This window comes from Streptomyces sp. NPDC015131 (assembly GCF_043079975.1).
Taxonomy (GTDB): Bacteria; Actinomycetota; Actinomycetes; order Streptomycetales; family Streptomycetaceae; genus Streptomyces.
Window position 1 is genome coordinate 438,316 of record NZ_JBIBVB010000002.1, and the last position, 25,970, is coordinate 464,285.

25 protein-coding genes are annotated in these 25,970 nt (G+C 72.8%); 9 read left to right on the forward strand and 16 right to left on the reverse strand.

Annotated elements, in window-relative coordinates; genetic code table 11:
* Nucleotides 1-44 precede the first annotated feature (44 nt).
* Nucleotides 45-4,442 carry a hypothetical protein gene (locus ACF08D_RS07370; protein ID WP_392221584.1) on the forward strand — a complete coding sequence of 1,466 codons (4,398 nt, stop codon included), beginning with the start codon at nt 45-47 and terminating at the stop codon, nt 4,440-4,442.
* Between the two features lie 156 nt (nt 4,443-4,598).
* Here ACF08D_RS07370 and ACF08D_RS07375 read toward each other — a convergent pair whose 3' ends face one another.
* The 10 genes from ACF08D_RS07375 to ACF08D_RS07420 all read right to left on the reverse strand — a co-directional run bounded on the left by ACF08D_RS07375 (nt 4,599) and on the right by ACF08D_RS07420 (nt 10,134).
* Nucleotides 4,599-6,713, reverse strand: coding sequence for an FtsK/SpoIIIE domain-containing protein (locus ACF08D_RS07375; RefSeq protein ID WP_392221585.1), 2,115 nt, complete (start codon nt 6,711-6,713; stop codon nt 4,599-4,601).
* Nucleotides 6,714-6,809: 96 nt separating this feature from the next.
* Nucleotides 6,810-6,998, reverse strand: a complete 189-nt coding sequence (locus tag ACF08D_RS07380) for a hypothetical protein (protein ID WP_392221586.1) — start codon at nt 6,996-6,998, stop codon at nt 6,810-6,812.
* Nucleotides 6,995-7,156, reverse strand: coding sequence for a DUF6257 family protein (locus ACF08D_RS07385; RefSeq protein WP_392221587.1), 162 nt, complete (start codon nt 7,154-7,156; stop codon nt 6,995-6,997). The genes ACF08D_RS07380 and ACF08D_RS07385 overlap by 4 nt, the downstream gene beginning before the upstream one ends.
* Entirely contained in the window at nt 7,156-7,353 is a 198-nt protein-coding gene (locus ACF08D_RS07390; protein WP_392221588.1) for a hypothetical protein, read from the reverse strand. The genes ACF08D_RS07385 and ACF08D_RS07390 overlap by 1 nt, the downstream gene beginning before the upstream one ends.
* Nucleotides 7,354-7,443: 90 nt before the next feature.
* The gene (locus ACF08D_RS07395; protein ID WP_392221589.1) at nt 7,444-7,611 is read right to left on the reverse strand and encodes a pRL2-8; all 168 of its coding nucleotides are present in this window, start codon (nt 7,609-7,611) and stop codon (nt 7,444-7,446) included.
* Nucleotides 7,608-7,910, reverse strand: coding sequence for a hypothetical protein (locus ACF08D_RS07400; protein ID WP_392221590.1), 303 nt, complete (start codon nt 7,908-7,910; stop codon nt 7,608-7,610). Before ACF08D_RS07400 ends, ACF08D_RS07395 begins: the two co-directional genes overlap by 4 nt.
* Complete coding sequence (locus ACF08D_RS07405) at nt 7,907-8,752, reverse strand: DUF2637 domain-containing protein (protein WP_392221591.1); 846 nt, start codon at nt 8,750-8,752, stop codon at nt 7,907-7,909. The genes ACF08D_RS07400 and ACF08D_RS07405 overlap by 4 nt, the downstream gene beginning before the upstream one ends.
* A complete protein-coding gene (locus tag ACF08D_RS07410) occupies nt 8,749-9,057 on the reverse strand; it encodes a hypothetical protein (protein WP_392221592.1) in 309 nt (102 codons plus the stop codon). The genes ACF08D_RS07405 and ACF08D_RS07410 overlap by 4 nt, the downstream gene beginning before the upstream one ends.
* Nucleotides 9,058-9,247: 190 nt before the next feature.
* A complete protein-coding gene (locus tag ACF08D_RS07415) occupies nt 9,248-9,619 on the reverse strand; it encodes a DUF6907 domain-containing protein (protein ID WP_392221593.1) in 372 nt (123 codons plus the stop codon).
* Nucleotides 9,616-10,134 (reverse strand): DUF6907 domain-containing protein, encoded by a 519-nt coding sequence (locus ACF08D_RS07420; protein ID WP_392221594.1) that lies wholly within the window; start codon nt 10,132-10,134, stop codon nt 9,616-9,618. The genes ACF08D_RS07415 and ACF08D_RS07420 overlap by 4 nt, the downstream gene beginning before the upstream one ends.
* A 201-nt stretch (nt 10,135-10,335) precedes the next feature.
* Between ACF08D_RS07420 and ACF08D_RS07425 the strand changes: the two genes are divergently transcribed.
* Nucleotides 10,336-10,575, forward strand: coding sequence for a helix-turn-helix domain-containing protein (locus ACF08D_RS07425; RefSeq protein ID WP_392221595.1), 240 nt, complete (start codon nt 10,336-10,338; stop codon nt 10,573-10,575).
* A gap of 276 nt (nt 10,576-10,851) precedes the next feature.
* On the opposite strand, the gene ACF08D_RS07430 is transcribed toward ACF08D_RS07425, so the two are convergent.
* Together ACF08D_RS07430 and ACF08D_RS07435 are read right to left on the reverse strand one after the other, a co-directional pair.
* The gene (locus tag ACF08D_RS07430) at nt 10,852-12,030 is read right to left on the reverse strand and encodes a winged helix DNA-binding domain-containing protein (protein WP_392221596.1); all 1,179 of its coding nucleotides are present in this window, start codon (nt 12,028-12,030) and stop codon (nt 10,852-10,854) included.
* Between the two features lie 83 nt (nt 12,031-12,113).
* Nucleotides 12,114-12,389, reverse strand: coding sequence for a hypothetical protein (locus tag ACF08D_RS07435; RefSeq protein WP_392221597.1), 276 nt, complete (start codon nt 12,387-12,389; stop codon nt 12,114-12,116).
* Between the two features lie 134 nt (nt 12,390-12,523).
* Between ACF08D_RS07435 and ACF08D_RS07440 the strand changes: the two genes are divergently transcribed.
* Together ACF08D_RS07440 and ACF08D_RS07445 are read left to right on the forward strand one after the other, a co-directional pair.
* Nucleotides 12,524-12,886, forward strand: a complete 363-nt coding sequence (locus ACF08D_RS07440) for an arsenate reductase family protein (RefSeq protein ID WP_392221598.1) — start codon at nt 12,524-12,526, stop codon at nt 12,884-12,886.
* 135 nt (nt 12,887-13,021) lie between these two features.
* Nucleotides 13,022-13,804 carry a hypothetical protein gene (locus ACF08D_RS07445; protein WP_392221599.1) on the forward strand — a complete coding sequence of 261 codons (783 nt, stop codon included), beginning with the start codon at nt 13,022-13,024 and terminating at the stop codon, nt 13,802-13,804.
* Nucleotides 13,805-13,828: 24 nt separating this feature from the next.
* Here the strand turns inward: ACF08D_RS07445 and ACF08D_RS07450 are convergent, their stop codons facing one another.
* Nucleotides 13,829-14,734, reverse strand: coding sequence for a Gfo/Idh/MocA family protein (locus ACF08D_RS07450; protein ID WP_392221600.1), 906 nt, complete (start codon nt 14,732-14,734; stop codon nt 13,829-13,831).
* 177 nt (nt 14,735-14,911) lie between these two features.
* Here ACF08D_RS07450 and glnII point away from each other — a divergent pair, with 177 nt between their 5' ends.
* Nucleotides 14,912-15,949: a glutamine synthetase gene (glnII, locus tag ACF08D_RS07455; protein WP_392221601.1), complete on the forward strand. Its 1,038-nt coding sequence runs from the start codon at nt 14,912-14,914 to the stop codon at nt 15,947-15,949.
* 468 nt (nt 15,950-16,417) lie between these two features.
* Nucleotides 16,418-17,011 (forward strand): winged helix-turn-helix domain-containing protein, encoded by a 594-nt coding sequence (locus ACF08D_RS07460; protein WP_392221602.1) that lies wholly within the window; start codon nt 16,418-16,420, stop codon nt 17,009-17,011.
* Here ACF08D_RS07460 and ACF08D_RS07465 read toward each other — a convergent pair.
* Both ACF08D_RS07465 and ACF08D_RS07470 read right to left on the reverse strand, forming a co-directional pair.
* Entirely contained in the window at nt 17,008-18,534 is a 1,527-nt protein-coding gene (locus tag ACF08D_RS07465) for a PepSY-associated TM helix domain-containing protein (protein ID WP_392221603.1), read from the reverse strand. The two genes, ACF08D_RS07460 and ACF08D_RS07465, sit on opposite strands and share 4 nt — an antisense overlap.
* Before the next feature lie 57 nt (nt 18,535-18,591).
* Nucleotides 18,592-19,227: a hypothetical protein gene (locus ACF08D_RS07470; RefSeq protein ID WP_392221604.1), complete on the reverse strand. Its 636-nt coding sequence runs from the start codon at nt 19,225-19,227 to the stop codon at nt 18,592-18,594.
* Between the two features lie 192 nt (nt 19,228-19,419).
* On the opposite strand from ACF08D_RS07470, the gene ACF08D_RS07475 reads away from it, so the two are divergent.
* Together ACF08D_RS07475 and ACF08D_RS07480 are read left to right on the forward strand one after the other, a co-directional pair.
* Nucleotides 19,420-20,406, forward strand: coding sequence for an NAD-dependent epimerase/dehydratase family protein (locus ACF08D_RS07475; protein WP_392221605.1), 987 nt, complete (start codon nt 19,420-19,422; stop codon nt 20,404-20,406).
* Between the two features lie 170 nt (nt 20,407-20,576).
* Nucleotides 20,577-22,142: a DUF1996 domain-containing protein gene (locus ACF08D_RS07480; protein WP_392221606.1), complete on the forward strand. Its 1,566-nt coding sequence runs from the start codon at nt 20,577-20,579 to the stop codon at nt 22,140-22,142.
* 104 nt (nt 22,143-22,246) lie between these two features.
* Here the strand turns inward: ACF08D_RS07480 and ACF08D_RS07485 are convergent, their stop codons facing one another.
* Nucleotides 22,247-22,768, reverse strand: a complete 522-nt coding sequence (locus tag ACF08D_RS07485; RefSeq protein ID WP_392221607.1) for a hypothetical protein — start codon at nt 22,766-22,768, stop codon at nt 22,247-22,249.
* A gap of 114 nt (nt 22,769-22,882) precedes the next feature.
* Between ACF08D_RS07485 and ACF08D_RS07490 the strand changes: the two genes are divergently transcribed.
* Nucleotides 22,883-25,957, forward strand: a complete 3,075-nt coding sequence (locus ACF08D_RS07490) for an alpha-N-acetylglucosaminidase (RefSeq protein WP_392221608.1) — start codon at nt 22,883-22,885, stop codon at nt 25,955-25,957.
* The last annotated feature ends 13 nt before the right edge of the window (nt 25,958-25,970 follow it).

Consider the following 25,970-nt stretch of genomic DNA (forward strand, 5'->3'; position numbering starts at 1 on the left):
CCTCTAAGGGCCCGCGCCGCACGGACTGCCTGAGAGGGGCAGCTATGGCGATTCAAGTGGGCTCCGTCGAAGTCGACGTAGTACCGAACACGAGAGGCTTCTACGCCCGGATGCGGGGCGGCCTGGTGCCGGCCGGTGAGCGGGTCGGGCAGGAGCTGGCCCGCACGATCGGGCAGCAGATCACGGTCCAGGTGTCGGCGGCGGTCCGGGACGGCGTGCAGCGGGGCGGCCGGCAGGCGACCACGGTGGCGACCCGTCAGGGCTCGGAGTCGGGTGGCGCGTTCGGCCGCACGTTCCGCACCCGCGTAGAGGCCGCCATGCGGAACCTGCCGCGCGCCGATGTGCGCCTGGGCGACGCGGGTCTGAACGCGGACCTTGACCGGCTGCGGGCTCGGCTGCAGACCTTGTCCGGTCGGCGTATCGGCGTGGACGTGGACGCGGCTACAGCGCTGGCGGAGATCGGCCGTATCGAGGGCGACCTGCAGCGGCTCGGCGCGAACCATCCCGACGTGAACGTCCGTGTCGACACCGGGCAGGCCCTGGCGGAGCTGACCGCGTTGCGGGCTGAGATTGACCGGCTGGACGGCCGGGGGGTCGACGTGCGGGTGGATCCGGTGATCCGCTCGTTCGGGATGCTGGTCACCGCGGCGGCGGCGTTCGGGCCGGCGATCCTGCCGGTGCTGCCGGTGGTGGCCGCCGGTCTGGGCGCGATAGCCGCAGCGGGTGTCGCCGCCGGTGTGGGGCTGGGCGCTCTGGGCGCGGCTGCTGCGCCGGGTATCGCCGATGTGGCCGGGGCGCTGCAGGCGCAGAAGGCCGCTCAGGACGCTGCCGCCCGGTCGACGGCGAACGGTGCCGCCGCGGCGGTGGCGGCGCAGCAGCGGGCCATTCAGCTCGCTTCGGCTACCCAGTCTCTGGCGGCGGCGGAGCGCAACGGCGCCCGGCAGGTAGCGACAGCGCAGGAGGCGGTCTCGCGGGCCCGGCAGAACGCGGCCCAGGTAGCGGCTCAGGCGGCTGCGAGGAGCCAGCAGGCGGCCCGGCAGGTCCAGGACGCCGAACGGGCCCTGAAGGACGCTCAGAGGGACGCGCAGCGTGCGCAGGAGGATCTGACGGCCGCGAGGAAGTCGGCGGCGGATCAGCTGCGGGACATGAACGAGCGGCTCGCGGGTGCTGCGCTGGACGAGCGGGCCGCGGTGCTGCGGGTCCGTGAGGCGCAGGAGGAGCTGAACCGTACCCGCGCCGACAAGAAGGCGACGCAGCTGCAGCGCGACCAGGCCCAGCTCACGTTCGACCAGGCGGTGGCCGCGCTCGAGGGGCAGCGGCGGGAGAACGAGCGGCTGAAGCGGGAGACCGCGGAGGCGAACCGGGCCGGCGTGGAGGGTTCGGAGACGGTTCGTGCCGCGCACGAGCGGGTCGCGGACGCTCAGCGGCGGGTCGCCGACCAGGCCCGCGGGGTGAAGGATGCCCAGGAGGAGCAGGCCCGAGCCGCTGTACGCAACGCCCAGGACGTGGCGGACGCCCAGGAGCGGATCGTCGACGCTCAGGCCAACGTCGCCACCGCCCAGCAGCAGGCCGCGGATTCGATCGCCTCGGCTCAGCGGCAGATCCGTTCGGCGCAGCTGTCGGCGGCGGGCGGGGCGGACGCCGCGGCGGCGGCTCAGGCGAAGTATCAGGCGGCTTTGGCGAAGATGACGCCGGCGGCCCGGGGCACGTTCAACAGCTTCCAGCTGCTGCGTGGTGCGTTCTCCGCCTGGTCGCGGAGTTTGCAGCCGGCTGTGATGCCGATCTTCACGCGGGCGCTCGACGGGATCCGCCGCTCCCTGCCTGGCCTGACGCCGTTCGTGCTGGCAGCGGCTGCGGCGATCGGCCGTCTGCAGGACCGGATCTCGGCCGGGTTCAAGTCGCCGTGGTGGAAAGAGTTCAAGAAGGACATGGCCGCGGCAACGGGCCCGGCTCTCGAGGGTCTCGGCGTCAGCTTCGGCCGCATCTTCAAGGGCATGGCCGGGGTGATCCAGGCCTTCCTGCCCCACATGGAGTCCATCTCGACCCGCATGCAGGAGATCACCGGCCGGTTCGCCGAGTGGGGCAGCAATCTGAAGGGCTCGCCGGCGTTCGAGCGGTTCCTCGCCTACAGCGCGCAGCAGGGCCCGATCGTGGCGAACCTGCTGGGCAACCTCCTGGCTGCGGTCATGCACCTGGGGGTCGCGCTGGCGCCGATGGCGGCGACGGCCATCTCGTTCATCAACGCGCTCGCCAACGGCTTGTCGGCGATCCCGGTCGACGTGCTGACGGTGATCGGTGTGACGTTCGCGTCGATCGCGATCGGGGCGAAGCTGGCGGCGCTGGCGCTGGCCATCTGGCGGGGCGCGGTCGTCGCGGCCGGTCTGGTCACGGCCGTTCTGACGGGGCAGACGCTGGCGCTGAACGCGGCGATGCGAGCGAACGTCATCGGCTTGATCATCACTCTGATCGCTGCTCTCGTGGTCGGGATCATCTACGCCTACCAGCACAGCGAGACGTTCCGGAACATCGTCCAGGGGGCGTGGGCGGCGATCCAGACGGCAGCGTCGTTCGTCTGGAACAACATCCTGAAGCCGATCTTCAGCGGCTTCGTCACCGCCCTGCAGACGGTCGGCCAATGGGCCACCTGGCTGTGGGTCAACATCCTTCAGCCCGTGTTCAACTTCATCTCCCTGGCCGCCCGCATCCTGCTGACCGCGCTTGTGGTCGCCGTCCTCCTGCCGATCGGTCTGGCCATCAAGGGCCTCGGCGTGATCGCGATGTGGCTGTGGGAGAACGCCATCGGCCCCGCGTTCCGGTTCATCGGCCGGATCGCCATGTGGCTGTGGCGGAACATCCTCCAGCCCGTGTTCGGGTGGATCGGCGCCGGCGCCAAGGGCCTGTGGAACATGTTCCTCAAGCCCACGTTCAACAGCATCGGCGCCGGCATCAAGCTCGTCGGCAGCGGCTTCAAGTGGGTCTGGGACAACATCCTGGGCCCCGTCTTCGGCTGGATCGGCGACAAGGCCAAGTGGCTGTGGGACAAGGCCATACGGCCCGCGTTCTCCAGCATCCAGAAGGGCGTCGCCGCCGTCGGCCGCAGCTTCGAGGACGCGAAGAACTTCATCGGCCGCGCCTGGCAGAAGGTCGAGGACCTAGCGAAGAAGCCGGTCAAATTCATCATCGAGAAGGTCTACAACGGCGGGATCGTCCCCACCTGGAACCTGGTTGCCAGGGCGTTCGGCGCCCCGGAGATCAAGAAGATGGACGTCTCCAAGTGGGCCACCGGCGGTGTCCTGCCCGGTTACACCCCGGGTAAGGACGTCCACCGCTTCTACAGCCCCACCGGCGGCGGCCTTGAGCTGTCCGGCGGCGAGGCCATCATGCGGCCGGAGTTCACCCGTGCGGTCGGCTCCGGGTTCGTGTCCACCATGAACAAGATCGCCACGTCGCGAGGGGCGAACGGCGTCAAGGCTGCCCTCGCTCCGGCGCTCGGCGGCAATCCGGACACCCCTGTGCAGCGGTTCGCGGACGGCGGGATCTTCGGCTGGATAGGCAAGAAGGTCGCAGGCGCCGGGAGCGCCGTGTGGGAGGGAGTGAAGAAGGGCGCGAACTGGCTCGGCGACACCCTGGAGAAGTCCGCGCGGGCGGGCGTGACCGAGGTGGTCGACCCGCTGCTGGCGAAGTTCCCGGGCGCGGACACCAGCATCGGCAAGATGATCCGCCGCATCCCCACCAAGATCATCGATTCGATCTTCGGGTTCAGCAAGGAAGCCGACAAGAGGGGCGCCGGCGACATCCTCGGCGGCCCCCGCATCCAGGCTGCCCTGAAGTGGGCCAAGACCCAGAACGGCTTGGCATATCAGTGGGGCGGCAACGGCAACCCCTCCTGGGACTGCTCGGGTTTCATGTCGGCGATCGAGTCCGTCATCCGGGGGCAGAAGCCGCATCGCCGCTGGTCGACGCACGCGTTCAACGGCGGCACCGCCCCCGGCTGGGTCCGCAACGGCGCCTCCGCGTTCAAGGTCGGCATCACCCACGCCGGAGTCGGCCACACCGCTGGCACCCTCGGCAAGACCAAGGTCGAATCACGGGGCGGCGACGGCGTCGTCGTCGGCCCCCGGGCTCGCGGCTACAACGACAAGCTGTTCACCTCCTGGTATGGCTTCCAGCCCGACAAGTACGACTCCGGCGGCTACCTCCAGCCCGGGTTGAACTTGGCCTACAACGGCACAGGCCGGCCCGAGCCGGTCTTCACCACCCAGCAGGCCAACGCGCTCGTCACCAAGGCCGCCGCCCCTAGTGGGCTCCAGCCCGGTGACGCGCTGCGCCTGGTCGTGCAGGGCCAGGAGTTCGCCGCCTACGTCGACGGCCGATCCGACGGCAGGGTGGTTGCCGCTCTGCAGCCCGCCATCACCGCCATGAGGGCCAACAGGAAGGGCTGACACATCCCCCCTTACCCGCGCTACCTTGCAGGTCACCGGGCCTTACCGCCCCCGTGACCGGGGTAAAGGGCCCCCGCTACTTTCGGCGCCCACACGAAAGGGGCCGGCACCGTCGATGACGGGCCGGCCCCTGGGGGTTGGTAGCGGGGTCCCCCTCTACCCGGTGAAGGGGATGGCCCCTTCGATGTCGCGCCGCTGGTACCCGGCACCGTTCTTGCCGTCGATCTTCACTTGCTTGCTGGTGCGCTTCACCCCGGCCGCCTCGAGTTCCTTGGCGAGCTTCTCGGCGTCCCAGTCGCCGTAGGTGTCCTCATCGAGATTCACCAGCCGGTCCAGCAGGTCTTGCGTGTACATGCGGGGCGAGTGCTTCATGCACTCCAGCACGTCGGAGAGGACGGCCGGGACGCGGTAGCCGTGCTCTGCCGCCCCGGTGACGACGTCCCCGGCCGCGTCGCCGGTGAGTTGCCCGGCCTGCTTGCGCATTGCGCGGCCCTTGGCGCACAGGGCGTTGAACTCGGCGGTGGTGAGCAGGTCGTTCTTGACCGTGGCGAACGAGGCGGGGCCGGTGACCAGGACGACGACGCCCTTGTGGTCCTCGGACAGGACGGACGCGTCGGCGCCCATGGAGGCTTTGCCCTTGCCCAGCACCATGTCGGAGCTGGTCTGGTCGGTGACCTGGGTGCACGCCCGGATGGTGATGATCTCCCGCAGCTTCGTCGGCACCGACTCGGCGTCGGGCCGCTGGGAGGCGTAGTTGGAGATGAACCCGGCGGCCGGCCCGCGGCGGGCGATGCGCGCCATGTCGTCGATGACGGCCTTGCGCTCCTTGTCGTCGCCGATGGCGATGAAGCATTCCTGCAGCTCATCGACGGTGACGAAGATGATCGGCATGTTGTACTTCTCGACGATCTGCGGGGTGAGCTTGCCCTCGGGGCAGATGCTCGTCGGCAGCTCGCGGAGGATGGCGAAGCGGCGTTCCATCTCCGTGAGCAGCTCGGCGAGCATGGCCTTGAACGCCTCGATGGCGTCGTCTTCGGCGCCGAGGACCAGGCGGTGGGCTACCTGCCGCATCTGCATCCAGTCCTGGCCGCCCTTGAAGTCGGCGACGTAGTGCCGCACGTAGGGGTCGAGCAGCCCGGCCGCCGTCAGCAGCCGCTGCGTGAACGTCTTGCCGCGGCGCGGCAGGCCACCGAAGAACATCGACTGCCACATCACCGGCACGGCGATCGGGTTGCCGCGGGCGTCCCGGCCGAAGGGGACCGGCTCCCACAGGGAGAACCGCTCCGCCTTCGCCAGCGGCGACGGTACGGGCTCGGCCAGGTACGGGTCGTCGTCGGCGACCCACATGGACACGCGGGAGGCGTTGCCGCCCTGAGCGGCGCGGACGCGGGACATGACCACCTGGATTTCGTCTACGCCGAGTTCGGCGGCGATGGTGGTGCGCTTGGCCAGAACGTCCGCAGCAGTCTTTCCGCCGCCCTTCGGCAGGTCGAAGATGACCGCCCAGCCGTGGCCGTCGCGGACCGGGCCCATGACGCAGGTGACCTTGGGTCCGTCGTCGTCGCCCTTGCCGCTTTTCAGGAGGCCGGCGGCGCGCAGCGCGTCGTTGAGCTGCTGGGCGTTCATGTCGACGCGCAGCGGCGGCGACGCCTGGTCGAGGAACGTCGCTTCCTTGCCCCGGCCCAGGTGCGCGAGGGGGATGGTGGTGGCGGCCAGGGCGCCGAACTGCAGCAGCGGCGGCGCCAGGGCGATGCCCACGGCAGCGGCGGTGACCGCGCCGGCGGCGGCGCCCCACCGCCAGCGGCGGGACTCGGTACGGGCCCGGTGCGCCATCTGGTGCCGCACAGCGAGTTCGGCGTCCTCCGGGCGGGCCTTCACCTGCGCGGCCAGGGCCTTCACGGTGCGGGTGTGGTCCTGGCAGGAGAGGACCGGCCACAGGCCGCGGGCGGCGCGGAAGAAGCCACGCGAGGCGAGCCACACCGTCTTGGCCGCGTACTTCGGCACCCGGATGCCGTGGTAGCGGGTGTGCCACCAGCACAGCAGCCCGAGCGCCTTGGTGTTGGCCTTCACCAGCTGCGGGGTGCGCGCCCACGCGGGCAGCACGGGCGCGTCGGGGACGGTGAGCCAGTCGGCGAGCGGGTTGTCCGGCAGGTCGACCGCCTCGACGACGTCCGGCACCGGCTCGGCGGCCGGGGCGGGGATGGCCGGCTTGATGAGGCTGACCTTGGCGACCGGGTGACCGTTGACGGGCCGGTCCAGGACTTCCGTCATGATGGTTCCTCCTGGTTTTCGTTACGCATTTCGTTGCGGGACCGGGCACGGGGCGGCCGGCTTCCTTGGCCGGGTGACGGCCGCCCCGTGGCGGAGCTAGGCGCGCGTCGCCTTGAGGGTCACCGCGCTGCAGGGCTGGTAGCCGGCGGCCTGCACCGACTCGATGACCCCCTGCCGGGCAGCGGCCTCGCTGTGGGAGTCGACGAACCCGCTGTGCGTACCCCGGCGGCCGTTGCTGTCGGTCGCCTCAACGGTGAATCGCCAGGTCGACTGGGGGGCGCTCACTTCGCTCCTCGCTTGGCGGCGCCCTCGATGACGCGGTCGATCTTTCGCTGCAGGTCCGACTGGTCGACGTCGGGGCCGGCCAGGTCCCGCTTGCACATGCGGGCCACGTACAGGGCGACCTTGGCCTTCTCGCCGGCCGTCAGCTTCGGGGCGTCCATCAGTTCTCCTCGGGCAGGGTCGCGGCGTAGTGGGTGTAGGCGCGGGCGGTGTCCGCCCACAGCGCCCCGGCGGCGGCCAGCGGCTCCGCCTTGTGCGGGTAGTCGGGGTGGCGGGCCCACCGTTCGGTGTCCGCGGCGAGGGCGGCGGCCCGGTGCAGGGCCTTCTCGGCCTGGTTCAGGGCTTCCTGGCGGGTCATGGGTTCCTCTCCCGGGGTCGGACTGTCCGGCCCCACCGCACCCCCGCAGGTGTCTGGTTTCCGGACACCTGGCGGAGGACGGAGGGACCGTCAGCGGCCCTTCTTGGGGACGATGTAGGGGCAACCGTTGACCATGTGGCCGACGCAGTCGGGGCAGTCCTCACGCGGGCCGAGCCTGTGGTGAATGGACTTGTCGTAGGCGTGCTGCCAGCACTGCGGGCACTGGCCCGGCGGGGTCTGCTGTGCGGCCACTGTCACTTGCCCTTCTGGTAGTCGGCCCACATGCCGCGCAGGACGAGCAGGCAGGCCGTGGCGCACACGGCGCCGATGGCGATAGCGACGGCGAACAGGGCACTCACCAGGCCGACGGAGACGACGACCCCGCCGACGACGATCCACTTGCGGGCGTCGAACTCCGGGCGGGCCGCCGGTACCGGCGCGGGCTGCTGCTGGGCGAGGAGCTGCTGCGCGGCGAGGATCGCGGCGATCTGCTGCACCATGGCGGTGTTGTCGGCGGCCTCGACCGCCTCGCGGGCGGCCTTCTCCAGGTCACTCACGACGCCACCTCCGTGACCACCTGGCGGCGCAGGTCGGTCGCCTCACGGCGGGACAGGCCGAACTGTTCGCGGAGCTGGTCGATGGTCACCCCGCGGCCACCCGAGGTGACCACCTGCTGATGCAGCTTCCGGGCCCTTCGCCGCAGGTCACCCGGCGTGAGCGCGATCGTCTCGGTGACCACCTGCCTAGGCTGTTCGGCCGGTACCGCGACAGGCTTCCGGCTCACCGGCAGCGGCAACGGCATCAGGTCCGCGGGGCCCGAGCAGATGACCGGCCGAGTGACCACCTCGAGCGGCACGGCAGGTGTAAACCCTGAATCGCCCTGACCTGCGACATTGCCGGACGGGTTTACACCTGACCGGTCGTCGTCGGCCCGCTCCACAGTCACCTCGGCGGCCACCGCGGCGGTCACCTCCCCGCGCTCGGCGAGGGCCTGGTGAATCTGCCGCATCAGCGCGCCGAACGCCAGCAGCGCGGCCGTGGGCGGCACCGCGGCAACCACATAGTCGAGCAGCGGCACCGCGCCCGGGTCCCGCGTACCGGTCACCCCGGCCACGTTCAGGACGATCGAGCCGACCGACCCGGCGGCCGTCAGCCCGATCGCCCACGGATCCACCCGGCGGGCCAGCGCCGCCCGCAGCATCAGCAGCTCACCCGCGACGATGAACAGATCCAGCGTCGCCGGCCACGCCCACGCCCGCGCCGGGGCCGTGCGCAGACCGTGCCCGAGCGCCACCTCGGCGAGGTGCGCGTAGGACAGCCAGAACGCAGCACCCGTCAGGGCGATGATGACGGCGCCGGCCCCGATAGCCAGGGCCCTGGTTGCGTCGACGCTCTTCACGACGCCTCCGGGCGGGGCATGGCCCGGCAGGTCTCGGCGTGGGACTGGGCCCACTCGCGTGCCTGGGAGTCGGCGCGCTCCCGGTCGTGCTCCTCCCTGAACGTGCCGTTGAAATGGGCACCCGATCCGAACCAGTGGCCGACCTCCTCGGATGCCGGGCAGCCGGTGCAGGAGGCGAGGGTCGCGATCGGCTTGGGCGGTGTGAAGGCGTTGTAGCGGGTGGTCACGTCGACGGTGGCTCCGCCGACGGTGAGGTAGCGGGCAAGGACGCCCTCGGGCCAGGTGGTCTGGGTCTTCTTCAGCATGATTCGTCGACTCCTTCGGCCACGCGCACCACCAGGTGCGCGGCCAGACAGGCGCCCTCACGGTCCCGGCGCTCACTCGCCTCGAGGAGCGCGGCCATCAGGGCAGGAACAGAAGGCAGCGGCCGGACCGACCGGCCCGCCGCACGAAGCGCGGCGTGCTCGGTCGGACGGCGTACAGGCCAGCGGGAACTCACCGGGCCGCCTTCAGCACGGCCAGCCGGCGGGCCATCGCGCGGACCTCGCGGGCGTTGTCCACCAGGGCCGCGGCCAGCGCGTCCAGCGCCACCGGGTCCATCGGGTGCGGGCCGGCCAGCAGCTCCACCGACACGAACACGTCCCGGCCGGGGTCCATCTCCGTGAACGGCCGCTGCTCCAGCATCAGCGCCAGCAGGGGCGACTTGCCCTCCGGCGTCGGCACGTACAGCGGCACGTCCTGCCCGGTGTGCGTGATGTCGACCCGGGCCCCGCCCGCCTGGTGGTACTGCTGCGTGCACCAGGCCGGGCAGGGGATCGTCACGTCGCCGTGGTCCATCGTCGGGATGGTCACCATGCGGGCGCTCACGCCTGGGCCTGCTTGCGGTACGCGGCGCGGGCGGCGACCAGCTGGGCGTGCGCCTCACGGAGCGACCTGACACGGGCCTCCAGCGTGTCGATGACGTCCTCGAGCGCCTCCGGGTCCAAGTCCTCGAGCCACGCGTCCTGGATCAGCTCCACGGACACGTGCGGGCGCCGGACGTTCAGCCGGCCGGAGAACGGCCGGACGTTCAGCGTCCACGACATGACCCGCACCTCTTCCGGGTCGTAGTCGATGCTGACCGGCATGAACAGCGGCGCGCCACCGTCGGCCTGGCACCAGATGTCTTCCGGGTGTGTCGGCGTCTCCGCGTCGCGGGTGTGGTCCGCCGTGCACCACTCGGGGCACGTGACCTTCAGCAGGTCGCCGTTCTCGGCCGAGATGAACGACCAGGTGCGGGGCTTGACCGGCTCGGCCGCCGACGGCTGCGTGGGGATGGCCGACAGGAACGGCTTGACCAGGCCGCCAGAGGGCCGGAAGTTCTCGGGTACGGTGATGCTCATGGTTCGCTCCCTCTACTCAGGGTCGATACCTAGGCCCCGCGTCCGGTGTTGGTAGCACCGGCCGGGGCCGCTCTCCGTTTCGGCGAGCTGAACACCACCGTAGGGAACACCATGTTCCCTGTCAACACCCAAGGACCTAGGCATCTGGCCCTTCTGGGAGTAACGTCATGTTCCATGATGCTGAATGGAACACTGACCTGCATGGACAAGCGATCTCTCGAGTACCTCGCCGGCCGCTTCCGGGAGTCGGAGACCCGTACAGAGATCCTTCGACAGGAGCTCGCCGAGGCCATCCGACAGGCCGCCACCGAGGAGCTCCCGCAGAAGGACATCTGTGAGGCCACCGGCTACACCCGCCAGCAGATCCGCCGCATCGTCAAAGCGGCAACGGAGGGTGACACCGGCGGCCAGTCCGCAGACAGTCCGCAGGGTATCGAGTAGCAGTGAGCTACAACGGGAACTATCGAGACACAAACCAGCAGGTCAAAGGCCCTGTCGTCATATCACAGGAGGTCCGCAGAGTGCCGCACGAGTTCGAGCTGTACTTCGACCTCTAGTCAGCCCCCTGGCGCGGGCCAGGAACATCGCGAGGGCCGCCACCCCCAGCCGGGGTGGCGGCCCTCCGCCGTACCGGGACACACGGCCAGGACCGCTGACGCGGGCGCGGGCGCGCACGCGGCAGGCGGCAGGCGGCCGGGGACACGGGCGCGGGCGGGCTCAGGCGGACAGCTCGCGCTCCAGCGGGGTGCGGAAGCGGGGCGTGACGCGGGTGGTGCCCAGCCAGGCGTGGAGGCGGGCCGCCTCCGCCTCGATGGCGGTGTGCGCCTCGCGGCCGGGGTCGCCGTCCGTGAGGAGGCGCCAGACCGGCTCGCCGTCGGGGCGCTGGGCCCAGCCGCCGACGACGCGGCCGTTCCACCAGACGGTGGGGCCGATGTTGCCGCTGCGGTCGAAGAGGGCGGTGCGCTGGGCGGGCGTGAGGTACCAGTCGCGGCCCTGCCATCCCATGGAGGTGGGGTCGAGGGCGGGGAGCAGGGCCGCCCAGGGGGCCGGCGCGGTGGTCGGCCTGGTGTCGTCGGGCAGGACGTGGCCGGTGCCGCCGTCGTCCAGCCGGACCGGGACGGCCCGCACGGCGGCGAGGGCCGCGCGGACGTCGGTGACCTTCCAGCCCGTCCACCACTTGAGGTCGGCCTCGGTCGCCGGGCCGTGGGTGGCGAGCCACGCGCGCGTGAGGGTGGCCCGGGCCTCGGCGGGCGGGATGTCGGGGAGCGCGGGGGCGACCGCCCAGCGGAAGCGGCTGGACGTCCAGGACCCGAGCGGACGGCCCCGTACGACCCGGGCCTCGGTGCCCAGCAGGCGCAGCAGCCGGGAGGACACGGCCTGCCGCTGCTCGTAGCGGGTGCCGGGGGCGTACACGAACTGCTCGCGCAGCCGTGGTTCTTCCTCGGCCAGCTCGGTGGCGGTGGCCTCGCCGCGCCGGGCGAGCGCGGCGAGGGCCGACCGCTCGACGTCCGCCAGCCAGGCCGCGTCGAGGGAGCTGCCGGCGGTCAACTGGGCGATGAGGGTGGCCCGTTCCCGTACGGCGACCGCGTGGGTGGTGGAGGACTGGACGACGGGGGCGAGCGCGGCGGGGACGACGAAGACCGTGTGGCGCATGCCGTGCATCCGCACCAGGGTGCGGTCCTCGTACAGGGCGCGCTCCATCGCGGCGACCGGCCCCGCCGGGTCGGCCAGCCGGGCGCCGGCCGCGAGGTGGACCGTGGCGGGGTCGGTGCCGTGCAGGGCGGTGAGGGACCGGGCGATCTCCTCGACGCTGTCCGCGCGGGCCTCCGGCGCCAGATGGTGGCGCCGGGCCAGGCGGTGGCGCCGCTCCTCGTCGGTCAGGTGGGGACTGGGCATAGGGGTGCGCACATCCGGTGGTCGTGGGCGGAGGTGCCCACCGCCCCGGGCGGGGCGGCGGGCACGGGACGGGTGCCCTGCTGTCAGCGGCTGCTGTGGATCAGCGCCCGGACCATCCGGCAGGTGACGGCGGAGGGCGGGTGGACGCCGATGCGGGCCGCCGTGGTCCGTATCGTCTCGTCACCGGCCTGCGCGGAGTGGTAGACACCCGAGTCCAGCAGGGCGATCGCCAGACGCATGGCCTTCAGGCGGCGGTTGTGCGCGACGTACCACTCGCGGGGCAGGCCCGCCGGGAGCGGCTTCTTCCGGAGGGGCGTGAACGGTTCGAGAGGCGGTGTCGTGAGTGCGGCAACGGACATCGGCGACCTCCTGGTACGCGGTGTGTGGACCCTCCCCCGGGCCCTCACGAACTCCTACGATTTTACCGCCGGGCACTGACAATCGGCCCTGGCCAGCGCCGCTTTGACCGGTCCCCGGGGGTACGGTTGCGGGCATGGAGATCTGGATCAATCCCGCCTGTTCCAAGTGCCGCGGCGCGCTGAGGCTGCTCGACGAGGAGGGCGCGGACTACACCGTCCGGCGCTACCTGGAGGACGTGCCGTCCCCGGACGAGATCCGGGACGTACTGACCCGTCTCGGCCTCGAACCGTGGGACATCACCCGTACCCAGGAGCCCGCCGCGAAGGAGCTGGGGCTGAAGGACTGGCCGCGGGAGGCCGGTGCGCGCGAGCGCTGGATCGCGGTGCTGGCCGAGCACCCGAAGCTCATCCAGCGCCCGATCATCACCGCCGACGACGGCACGGCCGTGGTGGGCCGCACGGACGAGGCGGTACGGGACGCGCTCGGCCGTTCCTGACCCGCTCGGCGGGCGGCAAATAGGCCAAGCGCGAAGGGAGTTGAGCGGAATCGCCGTACGGCGCGTACCTAGGGGCAACACGGAACCGATCCGGCCGTCACCTCCCCCGCACGGCCGGGGACAGGAGCCCCCCACGTGTCACGCAAGAAGACGCTCAGCGCCAGGAAGAAGATCGCCCTGCTCGTCGGGGCGGCCGCCATGGTCGGCGGCACCGCGGTCGTGATGACCGGCACCAGTCAGGCGTCGGTGGCCTGCGACGGCCTGGCGACGGCGCTGGGCAACAACGAGAAGTTCATCGCCGGCCAGCGGGCGAACCCGGACGCGCAGTCGGAGGCGCGGATCGCCAACCGCGAGGCGGTGATCGAGCAGATCAAGCGCCAGCAGGAGGCCGCCGGGTGCGAGGTGGGCCAGGGCGGCGGGGCGGGCGGCGCCCAGGCGGGCGGCCAGGCACCGGGCGCCGGTGCCGACGCGGGCCAGGGCCAGGGCCAAGGCCAGGGCAACGGTCAAGGCCAGGGCAACGGTCAGGAGAACGGCAACGGTCAGGGCAAGGGACAGGGACAGGAGCAGGGACAGGGACAGGGCAACGGCGGTGGCGCGGCTGATGGTCAGGGTCAGGGCAACGGCGATGGCGCTGGTGACGGCGCTGGCGGGCAGCCCGGCGGCGCGGCCGGCGAGGTGGTCTGCGCCGGGTCGACCGTGACCCTGTCCGGCGAGGGCGGCGCCCCTGCCGCCTCCAGCAACCAGTTCCCGGTCGGTACGCAGCTCAAGGTGACCAACCTCGACAACGACAAGTCCACCACCGTCGAGGTCACCTCCGCGTCCGGGAGCTGCGCCCTGCTCAACAACGCGGCGTTCGAGCAGGTGCGCGAGCCCGGCAAGTTCCTCATCCGCAACGCCCGGATCGAGCGCGTCGGCTGACGCCCCACGAGCAGGAGGCGTGGCTCAGTCGGCGAGCCGCGCCTCCGCCTCCGCCTCCGCCTCCGCCAGGATCTCGGTCAGGCGGAGGCCGAACCGTACGTCGCAGGCGTGCGGCCGCCCGCTCCGCGCCGCCGCCAGCAGCGCGTCCACCGCGGCGCCGAACGACCCGACCGCGTCCGCCCAGGACGGCATCACCGCCCGCCCCTTCTCGCCGTGGAGCGTGACGCCCGCGTCGGAGGCGGCGGGCGGGGCGCCGAGGCTCAGCGACATCGTGCTGCCCGCGCCCGAGGCGTGCCGCAGCACCAGGTGCCGCGCGTCGCCCGGCCCCGCGACGGCCGAGGTCACCTCCGTCACGTCGCCGAGCACCGGCAGAAGCACCGACAGCACATGGGGGCCGACGTCCCAGAGCCCGCCCTTCTCGCGGCGCCAGGGCGACGCGGCGTAGGCGCTGGAGGAGCCGGGCGAGAAGAGGGCGCCCAGCCAGTGCGCCCGCGCCAGGTACCAGCCGCCCAGCGCGGCCTGCTCCTCGATCCAGGGGGCGGTCGCCTCGGCGAACCGGAGCGTGCAGAAGACGACGGACGCCACACCCGCCGCACCGGCCGCGTCCGCCACCTCGCGCGCGCCCGCCACGCTGGTGGCGACGGGCTTGTCGAGCAGCAGATGGCACCCGGCCGCCGCCGCGCGGGCGGCCAGCGGGGCCTGGACGTCCGGCGGCAGGGCGAAGGCGACGGCGTCGCTCGCCGCGAACAGGGCGTCCACGTCGTCGTACGCGCGCGTGCCGTGGGCCGAGGCGAGGGCGGCGGCCGCTTCGGGGCGCCTGCCCCAGACCCCGCTGAAGGTGACGCCGGGGTGCGCGGCGAGCGCGGGGGCGTGGGTGCGGTCCGCCCAGGGGCCGGTACCGAGGAGTCCGATTCGAGGCTTGCTGTTCATGTCCGCAAGTCTGCCTTCCGTGGGAGGATGGGACGATCACACCGGAAGCCGTCCCGTTGATCGACGAAACGGACGATAAGACCGGTTAACACGGGGTTCACATATGGGCAACGGCCGGGAAATGCCCTGTTGCCAAGCTGCGCGGCATACCGCTGCACCCGCAAAGGATGAGACCCCGTGACCTCCATCAAGGCTGAGTACATCTGGATCGACGGCACCGAGCCGACCGCCAAGCTTCGTTCGAAGACGAAGATCATGGCCGGCTCCGCCGCCACCGGCGTGGCCGACCTGCCGCTCTGGGGCTTCGACGGGTCCAGCACCAACCAGGCGAAGGGCCACGCGTCCGACCGTGTGCTCAAGCCCGTCTTCGTCTGCCCGGACCCGATCCGGGGCGGCGACGACATCCTCGTGCTGTGCGAGGTCCTGAACACGGACATGACGCCGCACGAGTCCAACACGCGGGCCGCGCTGGCCGAGGTGGCGGAACGGTTCGCCGCGCAGGAGCCGATCTTCGGCATCGAGCAGGAGTACACCTTCTTCAAGGGCTCCCGTCCGCTCGGCTTCCCCGAGGGCGGCTTCCCGGCCGCGCAGGGCGGCTACTACTGCGGTGTCGGTTCGGACGAGATCTTCGGCCGCGACGTCGTCGAGGCGCACCTGGAGAACTGCCTGAAGGCGGGCCTGGGCATCTCCGGCATCAACGCCGAGGTCATGCCCGGCCAGTGGGAGTTCCAGGTCGGCCCGCTGGCGCCGCTGGAGGTCTCCGACCAGCTGTGGGTGGCCCGCTGGCTGCTCTACCGCACCGCCGAGGACTTCGACATCTCCGCCACCCTCGACCCCAAGCCGGTCAAGGGCGACTGGAACGGCGCCGGCGCGCACACCAACTTCTCCACGAAGGCGATGCGCGAGGGGTACGACGCCATCATCACCGCCTGCGAGTCGCTGGGCGAGGGCTCGAAGCCGATGGACCACGTCAAGAACTACGGCGCCGGCATCGACGACCGCCTGACGGGCCTGCACGAGACCGCCCCCTGGAACGAGTACAGCTACGGCGTCTCGGACCGCGGCGCCTCGGTCCGCATCCCGTGGCAGGTCGAGAAGGACGGCAAGGGCTACATCGAGGACCGCCGTCCGAACGCCAACGTCGACCCGTACACGGTCACCCGCCTGCTGGTGGACACCTGCTGCGCCGCGCTGGAGAAGGCCGGCCAGGTCTGATCCGCGGCGGGGCCGCGGCGGTACGAGAAGGGCGCTCACCGTTCACCGGTGGGCGCCCTTCGCCATGGGCACGTACGGGCGCTCTTCGCCATGGCGGCGTACGGGCGCCCTTCGCCATGGCGGCGTACGGAACTCGCCAGCGGCCGTACGGGATTGGCCAGGGAAGACGCCCGGAGGGGGAGAAACCGCCCGGGGGCGGGTGCCGCGGGCGGGCGTCTGGTTGAATGGGGGCATGGCCAGCCTCCAGGACACCGCGACGGGTCGCAGCGACCTCGAGCCGTTCTGGCCGTCCCGTCAGCACCACGACTTCGACCGGGTGTGTTGCCGCGCGACGAACGCGCCGGCCCTCTGACGCCTCTCGGCACCTCCGCCCCGCCCCGTTCCGGTCCTTCCGGACCCGGGCAGGTCTCTTGGCCGGCGCGCGACGACGTACGTCTCCGTCCCTTCGCGCGAAAGAGCTGACCCGCCATGGCGAACACCTCCGCCCTCACCGCCCTGTCCTCCCCGGCCTCCTCCCACGCCCCCTCCCCCGCACCGGTGCGCCACCGGCTGCGAGCCGTCGACGAGCGTGACGAGGCCGCGGCCCGCCTGCCCGGCGCCGGCCTGCCCGGCGCCCTGCCCGGCGGCATCGACGCGGCCGGGGTGCTGCCCCCGGGCGCCACCTGGGTGCCCGCGCCCGCCCACACCATCCCCTCGCTGCCCGGACAGCCGCCGATGGTCGGCTATCTGCTGCTGGTCCCGGCGGAGCAGCCGCTGCCGGAACCGGCGCCCCCGGCGGGCACCGGGCCGGTGACGATCGACGCGGCCCGGCGCACCGCCCTGGTGGAGGGCCGGCCGCTGGACCTCACGTACCTCGAATTCGAGCTGCTGGCGCACCTGGTGGCGCACCCGCACCGGGTGCACACCCGCGACCAGCTCGTGACGACCGTCTGGGGGTACGGCCACGTCGGCGACGGGCGGACGGTCGACGTGCACGTCGCCCGGCTGCGGCGCAAGCTGGGCGCCGAGCACCGCCGCACGATCCGGACCGTGCGGCGGGTCGGCTACACGTACGAGCCCTAGGCTTCCGCTCCCGTACGGGCGCGGGACCGGGCCACCAGGCCCAGGGTGATGTCCACCGCCAGGAACACCAGCAGGCTGATGCCCAGCATGGGCACGAACCAGCCCACCAGCGCCGTCGCGGCGGCCAGCGGGAGGAGCAGCGTGACGGGCACCTTCCGCCAGGCGCCGCGCGGCATCGCCCGGCCCGCGCTCAGGGTGCGCTCCTTCGTGGGGCGGCGCAGCCACCACATCCGGTAGCCCCAGACGGTCAGCAGGACGAGCGCCACCATCAGGGCGGCCAGCACCAGCTGGTTGGCGAGCCCGAAGGTGACGCCCATGTGCAGGTCGATGCCGTACCGGGTCAGCTTGGCGAGCACCGGGTAGTCGGCGAACCGCAGTTCGTCGACCACCCGCCCGTCGGCCGGGTCGATCGCCACCGAGTCGAGGTGGACCGGGAACTGGGTGTCGGTCTGCTTGACGACGTACGCGTTGCCGTCGGCGGGCAGCGTGACGGCGATCCGCCCGTCCACACCGGTGGCGCGGGCGGCCTCGACGGCCTTGTCGATGCCGATGTCCGGGCCCTGGGGGGCGGGTGCGGTGTGGTGGCCGCCGCCGTGGCCCTCGTGTCCGTCCGCGCCGCCGCCGGGGGCGGCCCCGTCGAGGGTGGCGGAGACGGTGGGCGTGGCGCCGCCGAGCTGCGACTGCACGGCGTCGATGTTCTCGCCCGCGTACCGCGACCAGGTCAGGCCGGTGGCGGAGAGGATCACCAGGCCGGTCACGGCCCAGAGGCCGACCGAGCCGTGCCAGGAGAGGGTGCGGCGGCGGGACGGGGCGCCGCGCTCGGGCAGGACCAGCCGGCGCTTGGCGGTGCGGCGGCGGCCGATCCACAGGGCGAGGCCGCCGAGGGCGACGACCCACAGCCAGCTGGCGGCCATCTCGCTGTAGTTGCGGCCCAGGTCGCCGAGGTGGAGGGTGCGGTGGAACTCGGAGATCCAGGCGCGCAGCGGGAGGGCGCCCGAGCTGCCGTAGCTGGGCAGGTCGCCGCGTACCTCGGCGGTGTACGGGTCGACGAAGACGGCGAGGGACTTGCCCTCCTCGACGGACGGGTGCGCCATCAGGACGCGAGTAGTGGCGCCGTCCTCGGGGGACGGCCAGACGGCGGTGACGGTGCCGTCGGGGTGGGCCTCGCGGGCCGCCGCCACCTGCTCGGAGAGCGGGAGGACCCGGTCGCCGGCCGGGACCTGGAGTTCGTGCCGGTAGACGATCTTCTCCGCCTGGAAGGAGAGCGCGTACAGCAGTCCGGTGGTGGCGGCTATGAGGAGGAGCGGGGCGATGAGGAGTCCCGCGTAGAAGTGGAGCCGGAGGAGGAGGGGCCGCAGGGCGGCCCAGGTCGATCTCGGTCCGGGAGATTCGGGAGAGCCGGGAGACTCGGGAGAGGCGGGCGCGGTGCCGGCGGTGCCGGCGGTGTCCTCCGCCGTTTCCGTCGCGGTTTCCGTCGCGGTTTCCGCGGCTGTCTCCGCGGCCGTACGGTCGTCAATGGCCATGACTGTCCTAGGAGTCGGCGCTGATGCGTGTCTGAAGGGGGTGACCGGCCCCCGAGGTCAGACGTGTGTCGCTCCGGGGACCGTGGCGCGGGGTACGGCGAGGGCGGGCGGGCCGCGCCGGGAGAGGGCGTGTGCGAGGGCGCGGCCCTGGTGCCGCCGGGCGTCCCGGGGACGGGGGCGCGGCGGGCGCGGGGGCTCGGGCAGGAGGACGAGGGCGGTCAGCAGCAGCCGCAGCGGGGTGAAGGCGAGGGCGCCGAGGGCGCGGGCGAGCCGGAAGAAGGCGGCCTCGCCCCGGGCGAGCCACACGGCGCAGACGGCGGCGGCCAGCAGGTGGGCGGCGACCATGCCGGCGGACGCGCCGCCGGTGAGGGCCATGACGAGGTCGGCCGCTTCGGAGCCGGGGCCGTGCGCCGGGGCGGTGACCGCGACTCCCGGGGCCGGGGGGTGGGCCATGCCGTGGGACCCGGCGGGCACGGCGTGGGCCGTTCCGGCGGGCATGGCGTGGGGTGTCCCGGGCGGCCGGCCGTGGTGTCCGCCGCCCAGGAACGTCAGGTGCAGGACGCCCTGGACGGCGAGCAGGCCCGTACCGATGAAGCCCGCTCCCCTGCGGCGGCCGGCCGCGAGCCAGGCGAGGGCGGTGGTCACGGCGAACGCGAGGACCAGCGCACCGGCCGGCACCGGATGGGCAGACATGGAGGAATGCCCCACCGCGGCCAAAGTCACGCACACTGCCGCGAACAGGGCGGCACGCAGGGCGCGCAGAGGCGAGTGGGCGTGGGTCATCGTCGGCACATGGTGCCATCTCGCCGGAGGGACGGATACCGGTCGGTCGTCTTGTGGCAGAACCTGTGTCGGGAGACACACCGGGCGGGGCAGGGTGGGCGCATGAGACTGCTGATGCTGGGTGGTACGGAGTTCGTGGGGCGTGCGGTCGTGGAGGCGGCCGTGGCACGCGGCTGGGAGGTGACGGTCTTCCACCGGGGGCGGCACCAGGCGCCCCCGGGGGTGGAGTCCCTGCTGGGCGACCGCGCGGCGCCGGACGGGCTCGCGGCGCTCGCCGGGGGCGGCGGCCGGTGGGACGTGGTCGTCGACACCTGGGCGGGCGACCCGGTCGCGGTACGGGACGCCGCGCGGCTGCTCGCCGGGCGGGCGGGGCGTTATGTGTACGTCTCCAGCCGGAGCGTGTACGCCTGGCCCTGGGCGCCCGGGCTGGACGAGGACGGCCCGCTGGTCGCGGGGTCTCCGGACGCCACCGGGGTGGGGTACGCCGAGGCCAAGCGGGGCGGGGAGCTGGCGGCGCTGGACGCGTTCGGCGAGGAGCGGGTGCTGCTGGGCCGGGCGGGTCTGATCGTCGGCCCGTGGGAGAACGTGGGCCGCCTGCCGTGGTGGCTGCGCCGGATCGCCCGCGGCGGGCCGGTGCTCGCCCCGGGGCCGCGCGACCTGCCGCTCCAGTACATCGACGTACGGGACCTGGCCGGGTGGCTGCTGGACGCGGCGCAGGCGGCGCGTTCGGGCCCGTACAACCTGGTGAGCCCGCCCGGGCACACCACGACGGGCGAGCTGCTGGACGCCTGCGTACGGGTCACCGGGTCGGACGCCGAGCTGTGCTGGACCGAGCCGGGGCCGATCCTGGCCGCGGGCATCGAGCCCTGGTCGGGGCTGCCGATCTGGGCGCCGCCCGGCGAGCTGCACGACGCGCTGCACCGCGCCGGCGTGTCCCGGGCGCTGGCCGCCGGCCTGCGCTGCCGCCCGGTGGCCGAGACGGTGGCGGACACCTGGGCCTGGCTGCGGACGACGGGGGGTGCGCCGGGCACGGAGCGGTCGCCGCTGGGCATCACCCCGGAGCAGGAGGCGGCCGCGCTGGGACGGTGAGGGCGCGCCCCGGCCGGGCGGAGGCGTCCGGCCGGGGCCGTCCGGCCGAGGCGTAGGGGTTCGCCCGCTTTGGGGACGTAGCTTTCTACGAATTCCGCGGCGGGCTGAACGGGCCCCGGAGGGTGCCCGTATGGAACGGCGCGGTTCACCCCGCCCAGGATTGGAGTTCCATGCGACGCACACGAAAACGCTCGACACTGGCCAACCGGGCGATCGCCGCCTCGGCTGCCCTGATACTGGGCGGCGGCGGGTTGATCGCGGCCAATGTCTACGCCTCCGCCGGTGAGGGCTGGTCGGGCTGGTCCGGCGACCGGCAGCAGGAGAAGCCGCTGAACGCCGGTAATCAGGTGTCGACCATCGACTGCCCCGAGGTCGCCAACGGCCTCTCCGAGGTCCCCCGCCAGGTCCGCGTCGAGGTGGACCGCGAACTGGCGGCGATGGACTCGCAGATCACCGAGGCGTATCAGCGTTTCGCCGACCAGAGGCAGCAGATCCAGCAGGACCCGGCCTTCGCCCAGAACGCGATCCTCAATCCGCTGAAGGACAAGAGGACCGCGGCGATCGGCCGGATCGTGGTGGCCATCGACCGGTTCTCGCAGCGCCCGAAGAACCTGGAGGGCATGGCCCCGTGCACCATGCGCGCGGACGACGCCAACCAGGTGAAGGACCAGAACGGCGGCTTCGGCCAGAACGGCGGGAACGGCCAGGACGGGAACAACCAGGGCCAGGACGGTAACGACCAGGGCGACGGGCAGAACGGGAACGGCCAGGGCGGGAACGGCCAGGACCAGGGCGGCCAGGACCAGGGTCAGGGCCAGGGCGACCAGGGTCAGGGACAGGGGCAGGCGGGCAACGGGCCCGTCGCGGCCGACTTCGTCGACATCCAGAGCGTCCAGCCCAACGTCCGCCAGCCCCGGCAGCTCCGCGGCGGCTCGCGCGGCAGTTTCGTCACCGACTGCGGTCGCAACGAGAACGGCAAGTTCAACCCCGACAACGTGATCGTCGCCCCCGGTGTGAGCAACGGCGCCCACCACATGCACGACTATGTGGGCAATCAGGCCAACGACGCCTTCGCCAGCGACGACGACCTCGCCAACGGGCAGACCACCTGCCGGAACCAGGGCGACAAGTCGACCTACTTCTGGCCCGTCCTGCGCCTCCAGAACGGCCAGAACGAGGACGACGCCAACGAGGACGGCGGCGGCAACGACCAGAACGTCGGCGAGATCCTCACGCCCAGCCAGGTCACGATGAACTTCGTCGGCAGCCCGGTGTCGCGGGTGACCGCCATGCCCAAGTTCCTGCGGATCATCACCGGTGACGCCAAGGCGTTCACCAACGGCGACGCCAACGCCAACGCGTCGTGGAGCTGCACCGGCTTCGAGAACCGGCAGCTGAAGGACAAGTACCCGATCTGCCCCCAGGGCAGCCAGGTCGTCCGTACCTTCAAGTTCCAGAGCTGCTGGGACGGCCAGAACACCGACAGCGCCAACCACCGCACGCATGTCGCGTTCGCCGACGGCAACGGCCGCTGCCCCAACGGCTTCCGGGCCATTCCCCAGCTGGTGCAGCGGATCGTCTACGACGTGCCGCAGGGCACGGTGTTCGCCGTGGACTCGTTCCCGGAACAGCTCCACAAGCCGATCACCGACCACGGAGACTTCATCAACGTCTTCAACAACCGGCTGATGCAGCAGATGGTCGGCTGCATCAACGGCGGGCGGCGCTGCGCCTGATCACCTCCTGAGCACCACCCGGTACGCCCTTCGGCCTCCCCGAGGACGTACACCCTTTCCGAGGGGCCGGATCACCCCGTGATCCGGCCCCTCGGCCGTGTCCGTCAGCCCTCGTGCCCCTGGTGACCGCCCTCGTGGCCGTCCTGGCCGTCCTGGCCGTCCTGGCCGTCCTGATGGCCGCCCTCGTGGCCGCCCTCCGGGGTCGCGCCGCCGCTGCCGCCGGAGTGGTGCGACGCGCCGGTCTCCACGTCGCCGCCGAGCCGGCCGCGCAGGGCGGTGACCACCTTCTCGTCGCCGACCGCCACCCACTTGCGGCCGACGAGGTAGGAGCCGCCGTAGTCGTTGGCCTCGTTGATCCACTCGCGCTGCCCGCGGTCCGTGGCGAACGTGGCGAGGACGTACTCGCCGTCCTCCGTGTCGCAGTTCGCCTGACGGATCTCCTTGGCGTCCGTCTGTATGTTCGGCTTGCACGCGACCTTCGCGGCCAGCTCCTCCAGGGTCCCCGTGGCCGTCTTCGGCGGCGTGTCCGGCTCCTCCCCGCCCGAGCCGCAGGCCGCCGTCGCGGGCAGGACCAGGGCCGCCAGGGCGGCCGTCACCAACGCCAAACGAGTTCGCTCCGTACGCATCCGGCCATCGTGCCGGTTCGCCCCCTGCCGCGGGACCCTTCCGCGAGTAACGTGCGACACGTCCGGTCTGACGTACCGTCAGCAAATGATCGCTCAGCACCGTGGAGGACCGCCGTGCCCGACCTGTCGAGGCGAACGCTGCTGGAGTCCGCCGGCGCGATCGGCGCGGGCGTGACGCTCGCCGGGGCGGGCCCGTCGCCCGCCCACGCGGACGGGGACCCCCTGCGCCCGGCCCGCGACGCGCTGGTGCGGCTGCTGCCCCGCCACGCGGACCAGTTCGTGCTGCGCCCGCTGCGGACCGGGCCCGAGCGGTTCCGGGTCACCGGCTCCGCCGGCCGGGTCGAGGTCGCCGCCACCGGCCCGGCCACCGCGCTGACGGGCGTCCACTGGTACCTCAAGTACGTGTGCGGGGCGCACATCTCCTGGGCGGGCAGCCAGCTGAACCTCCCGGCCCGCCTCCCCGCGCCGGACCGACCGCTGGCGCGCGAGGCGACGGTCCCGCACCGGTTCGCCTTCAACGACACCCATGACGGGTACACCGCGCCCTACGCCGACTGGGCGCGCTGGGAGCGGCTGATCGACGTCCTGGCCCTGCACGGCTGCAACGAGGTCCTGGTCACCACCGGGCAGGAGGCCGTGTACCACCGGCTGCTGAGGGACTTCGGGTACCCGGACGCCGAGGCTAGGGCCTGGCTGCCGGCGCCCTCCCACCAGCCGTGGTGGCTGCTGCAGAACATGAGCGGGTACGGCGGCCCGGTCACCCCCGAGCTGCTCGCCCGCCGCGCCGCGCTGGGCCGCCGCATCACGGACCGGCTGCGCGAGCTGGGCATGCGCCCGGTGCTGCCGGGATGGTTCGGCACCGTCCCGGAGGGGTTCGCCGAGCGCGTCCCGGGGGCCCGTACCGTCCCGCAGGGGGTGTGGGCGGGGCTGCGGCGCCCCGACTGGCTCGACCCGCGCACACCGGTGTTCGCCCGCGCCGCCGCGTCCTTCTACCGCCACCAGGCCGAGCTGTTCGGCGAGGCCGGCCACTACAAGATGGACCTGCTGCACGAGGGCGGCTCCCCGGGGGACGTGCCCGTCCCGGAGGCCGCCCGCGCCGTGGAGACGGCCCTGCGCACGGCACGGCCCGGCGCGACCTGGGTGATCCTCGGCTGGCAGGCCAACCCCCGGCGCGACCTGATCGACGCCCTGGACCCGTCCGGGCTCCTGGTGGTCGACGGGCTGTCCGACCTGGAGGCCGTCACCGACCGCGAGAAGGACTGGGGCGGGGTCCCGTACGCCTTCGGCACCATCCCCAACTTCGGCGGCCGGACCACCATCGGCGCCAAGACCCACCTGTGGGCCGAGCGCTTCACCGCCTGGCGCGACCGGCCGGGCTCGGCGCTCGCCGGCACGGCCTACATGCCGGAGGCCGCCGAACGGGACCCGGCCGCCCTGGAGCTGTTCTCCGAGCTGGCCTGGCGGCGCGAGCCGGTCGACCGGGCCCGCTGGTTCGCCCGGTACGCGGACCTGCGGTACGGCGGCCGGGACGCACGCGCGCGTGAGGCGTTCGCGGTGCTGCGGGACACCGCGTACCGGATCACCAGCCGGGACGGCCGGCCCCACGACTCCGTCTTCGCGGCCCGCCCGAGCCTCGACGCCCGCTCCGGTGCCCACTACGCCACGCACGCCCCCGCGTTCGACCCCGCCGCCTTCGACGCGGCGTTCACGGCGCTGCTCGGCGTACGGGAGCCACTGCGCCGCTCCGACGCCTACCGCCACGACCTCACCGACCTCGGCCGCCAGGTCCTCGCCAACCGGTCCTGGCAGCTGGTCGGGCAGCTGAAAACCGCGTACACGGCGAAAGACCTGGACACCTTCCGCGCGCTGTCCCGGCTGTGGCTGCGGCTGATGCGGCTGAGCGACGACATGACCGGGTCGCACCGCGCGTTCCTGCTCGGCCCCTGGCTCGCCGACGCCCGCCGCGAGGGGCTGGAGCGCACCGCCCGGGTCCTGATCACCACCTGGGCCGACCGCCCCACGGCCGACGGCGGGCGGCTCGCCAACTACGCCAACCGCGACTGGTCGGGGCTGATCGCCGACTTCCACCTGCCGCACTGGCGGGCGTACCTGGAGGAGCTGGAGGACGCCCTCGCGCAGGGCCGCCCGCCCCGGGCCTTCGACTGGTACGCGGTGGAGGAGCCCTGGACGTACGAGACGGAGACGTACCCCCTCCGGCCGCGGCACGACCCGTACCGGACCGCCCTGCGGGTGCGTGACGCCCTCGCGCGCGCCCCCTTCCAGGGCGGGGTCACCGTCACCACCGACCCCCCGGTGCTGCGCCCCGGCGCGCAGGCCGAGGTGACCGCCGTGTTCCGCAACGTCAACGGGTTCCGCGCCACCGGCCCGGTCGCCTTCACCCTCACCGGCTTCGGCGACCAGCCGCCGCTGGAATCCGGGCCGGTGCGCCCGGCCGGCACGGGCACCGTCTCCTGGGGGGTGACGGCGCCGCCCGGCCCGCTCACCGCGCCCGTGGAGCCGGTCCCGCACGAACTGCGCGTCACCTACGGGCCGGAGGGCGAGGAGGCGGTCACCACCGTCCACCGGGGCGACCTGTACCTGGCCGGGCCGACCGGCCCCCACTGGCGCACGTACACCGCCAACGGGGCCGTGTTCGGCCGGCTCGGCGACCGGTACGGGATCAACGGCGGTGGCCAGGACCTGTGGAAGGCGGTCGCCGAGTTCGGGACGCTCTACCAGGAGGGGGTGTTCGCGGACGGGGTGACGCTGACGGTCCGGGTGGACGCGCAGGACGCGACGGGCGGCTGGGCGCGCGCCGGGATCGCCGTGCGGAACGACCTGTCGGCGCCGGGATCGCCGGGCTTCCTCAACCTGGCGGTCACCCCCGCCAACGGCGTGGTCCTGTCGTACGGCACGACCGGCGACGGCACGCTCGACACGTACCGGCGGATCACCGGGATCGCCGCCCCGGTGCTGCTGCGCCTGTCCCGGGCGGACGGTGCCGTGACCGGGTCGTGCTCGCGGGACGGCGGGGCCACCTGGCGTACGGTCGCCACGGTCCGGGTCCCGGGCGTGGCGGCGGTGCAGGACGCGGGGCTGTTCATGACGGCGAACCACGGGGGCGCCGGGACGCGCGGGACGGCCGGGTTCAGCGGGCTCGCCGGCTGGCGGGACGGCGCCGGCAGGTGACCATCGCCGGATT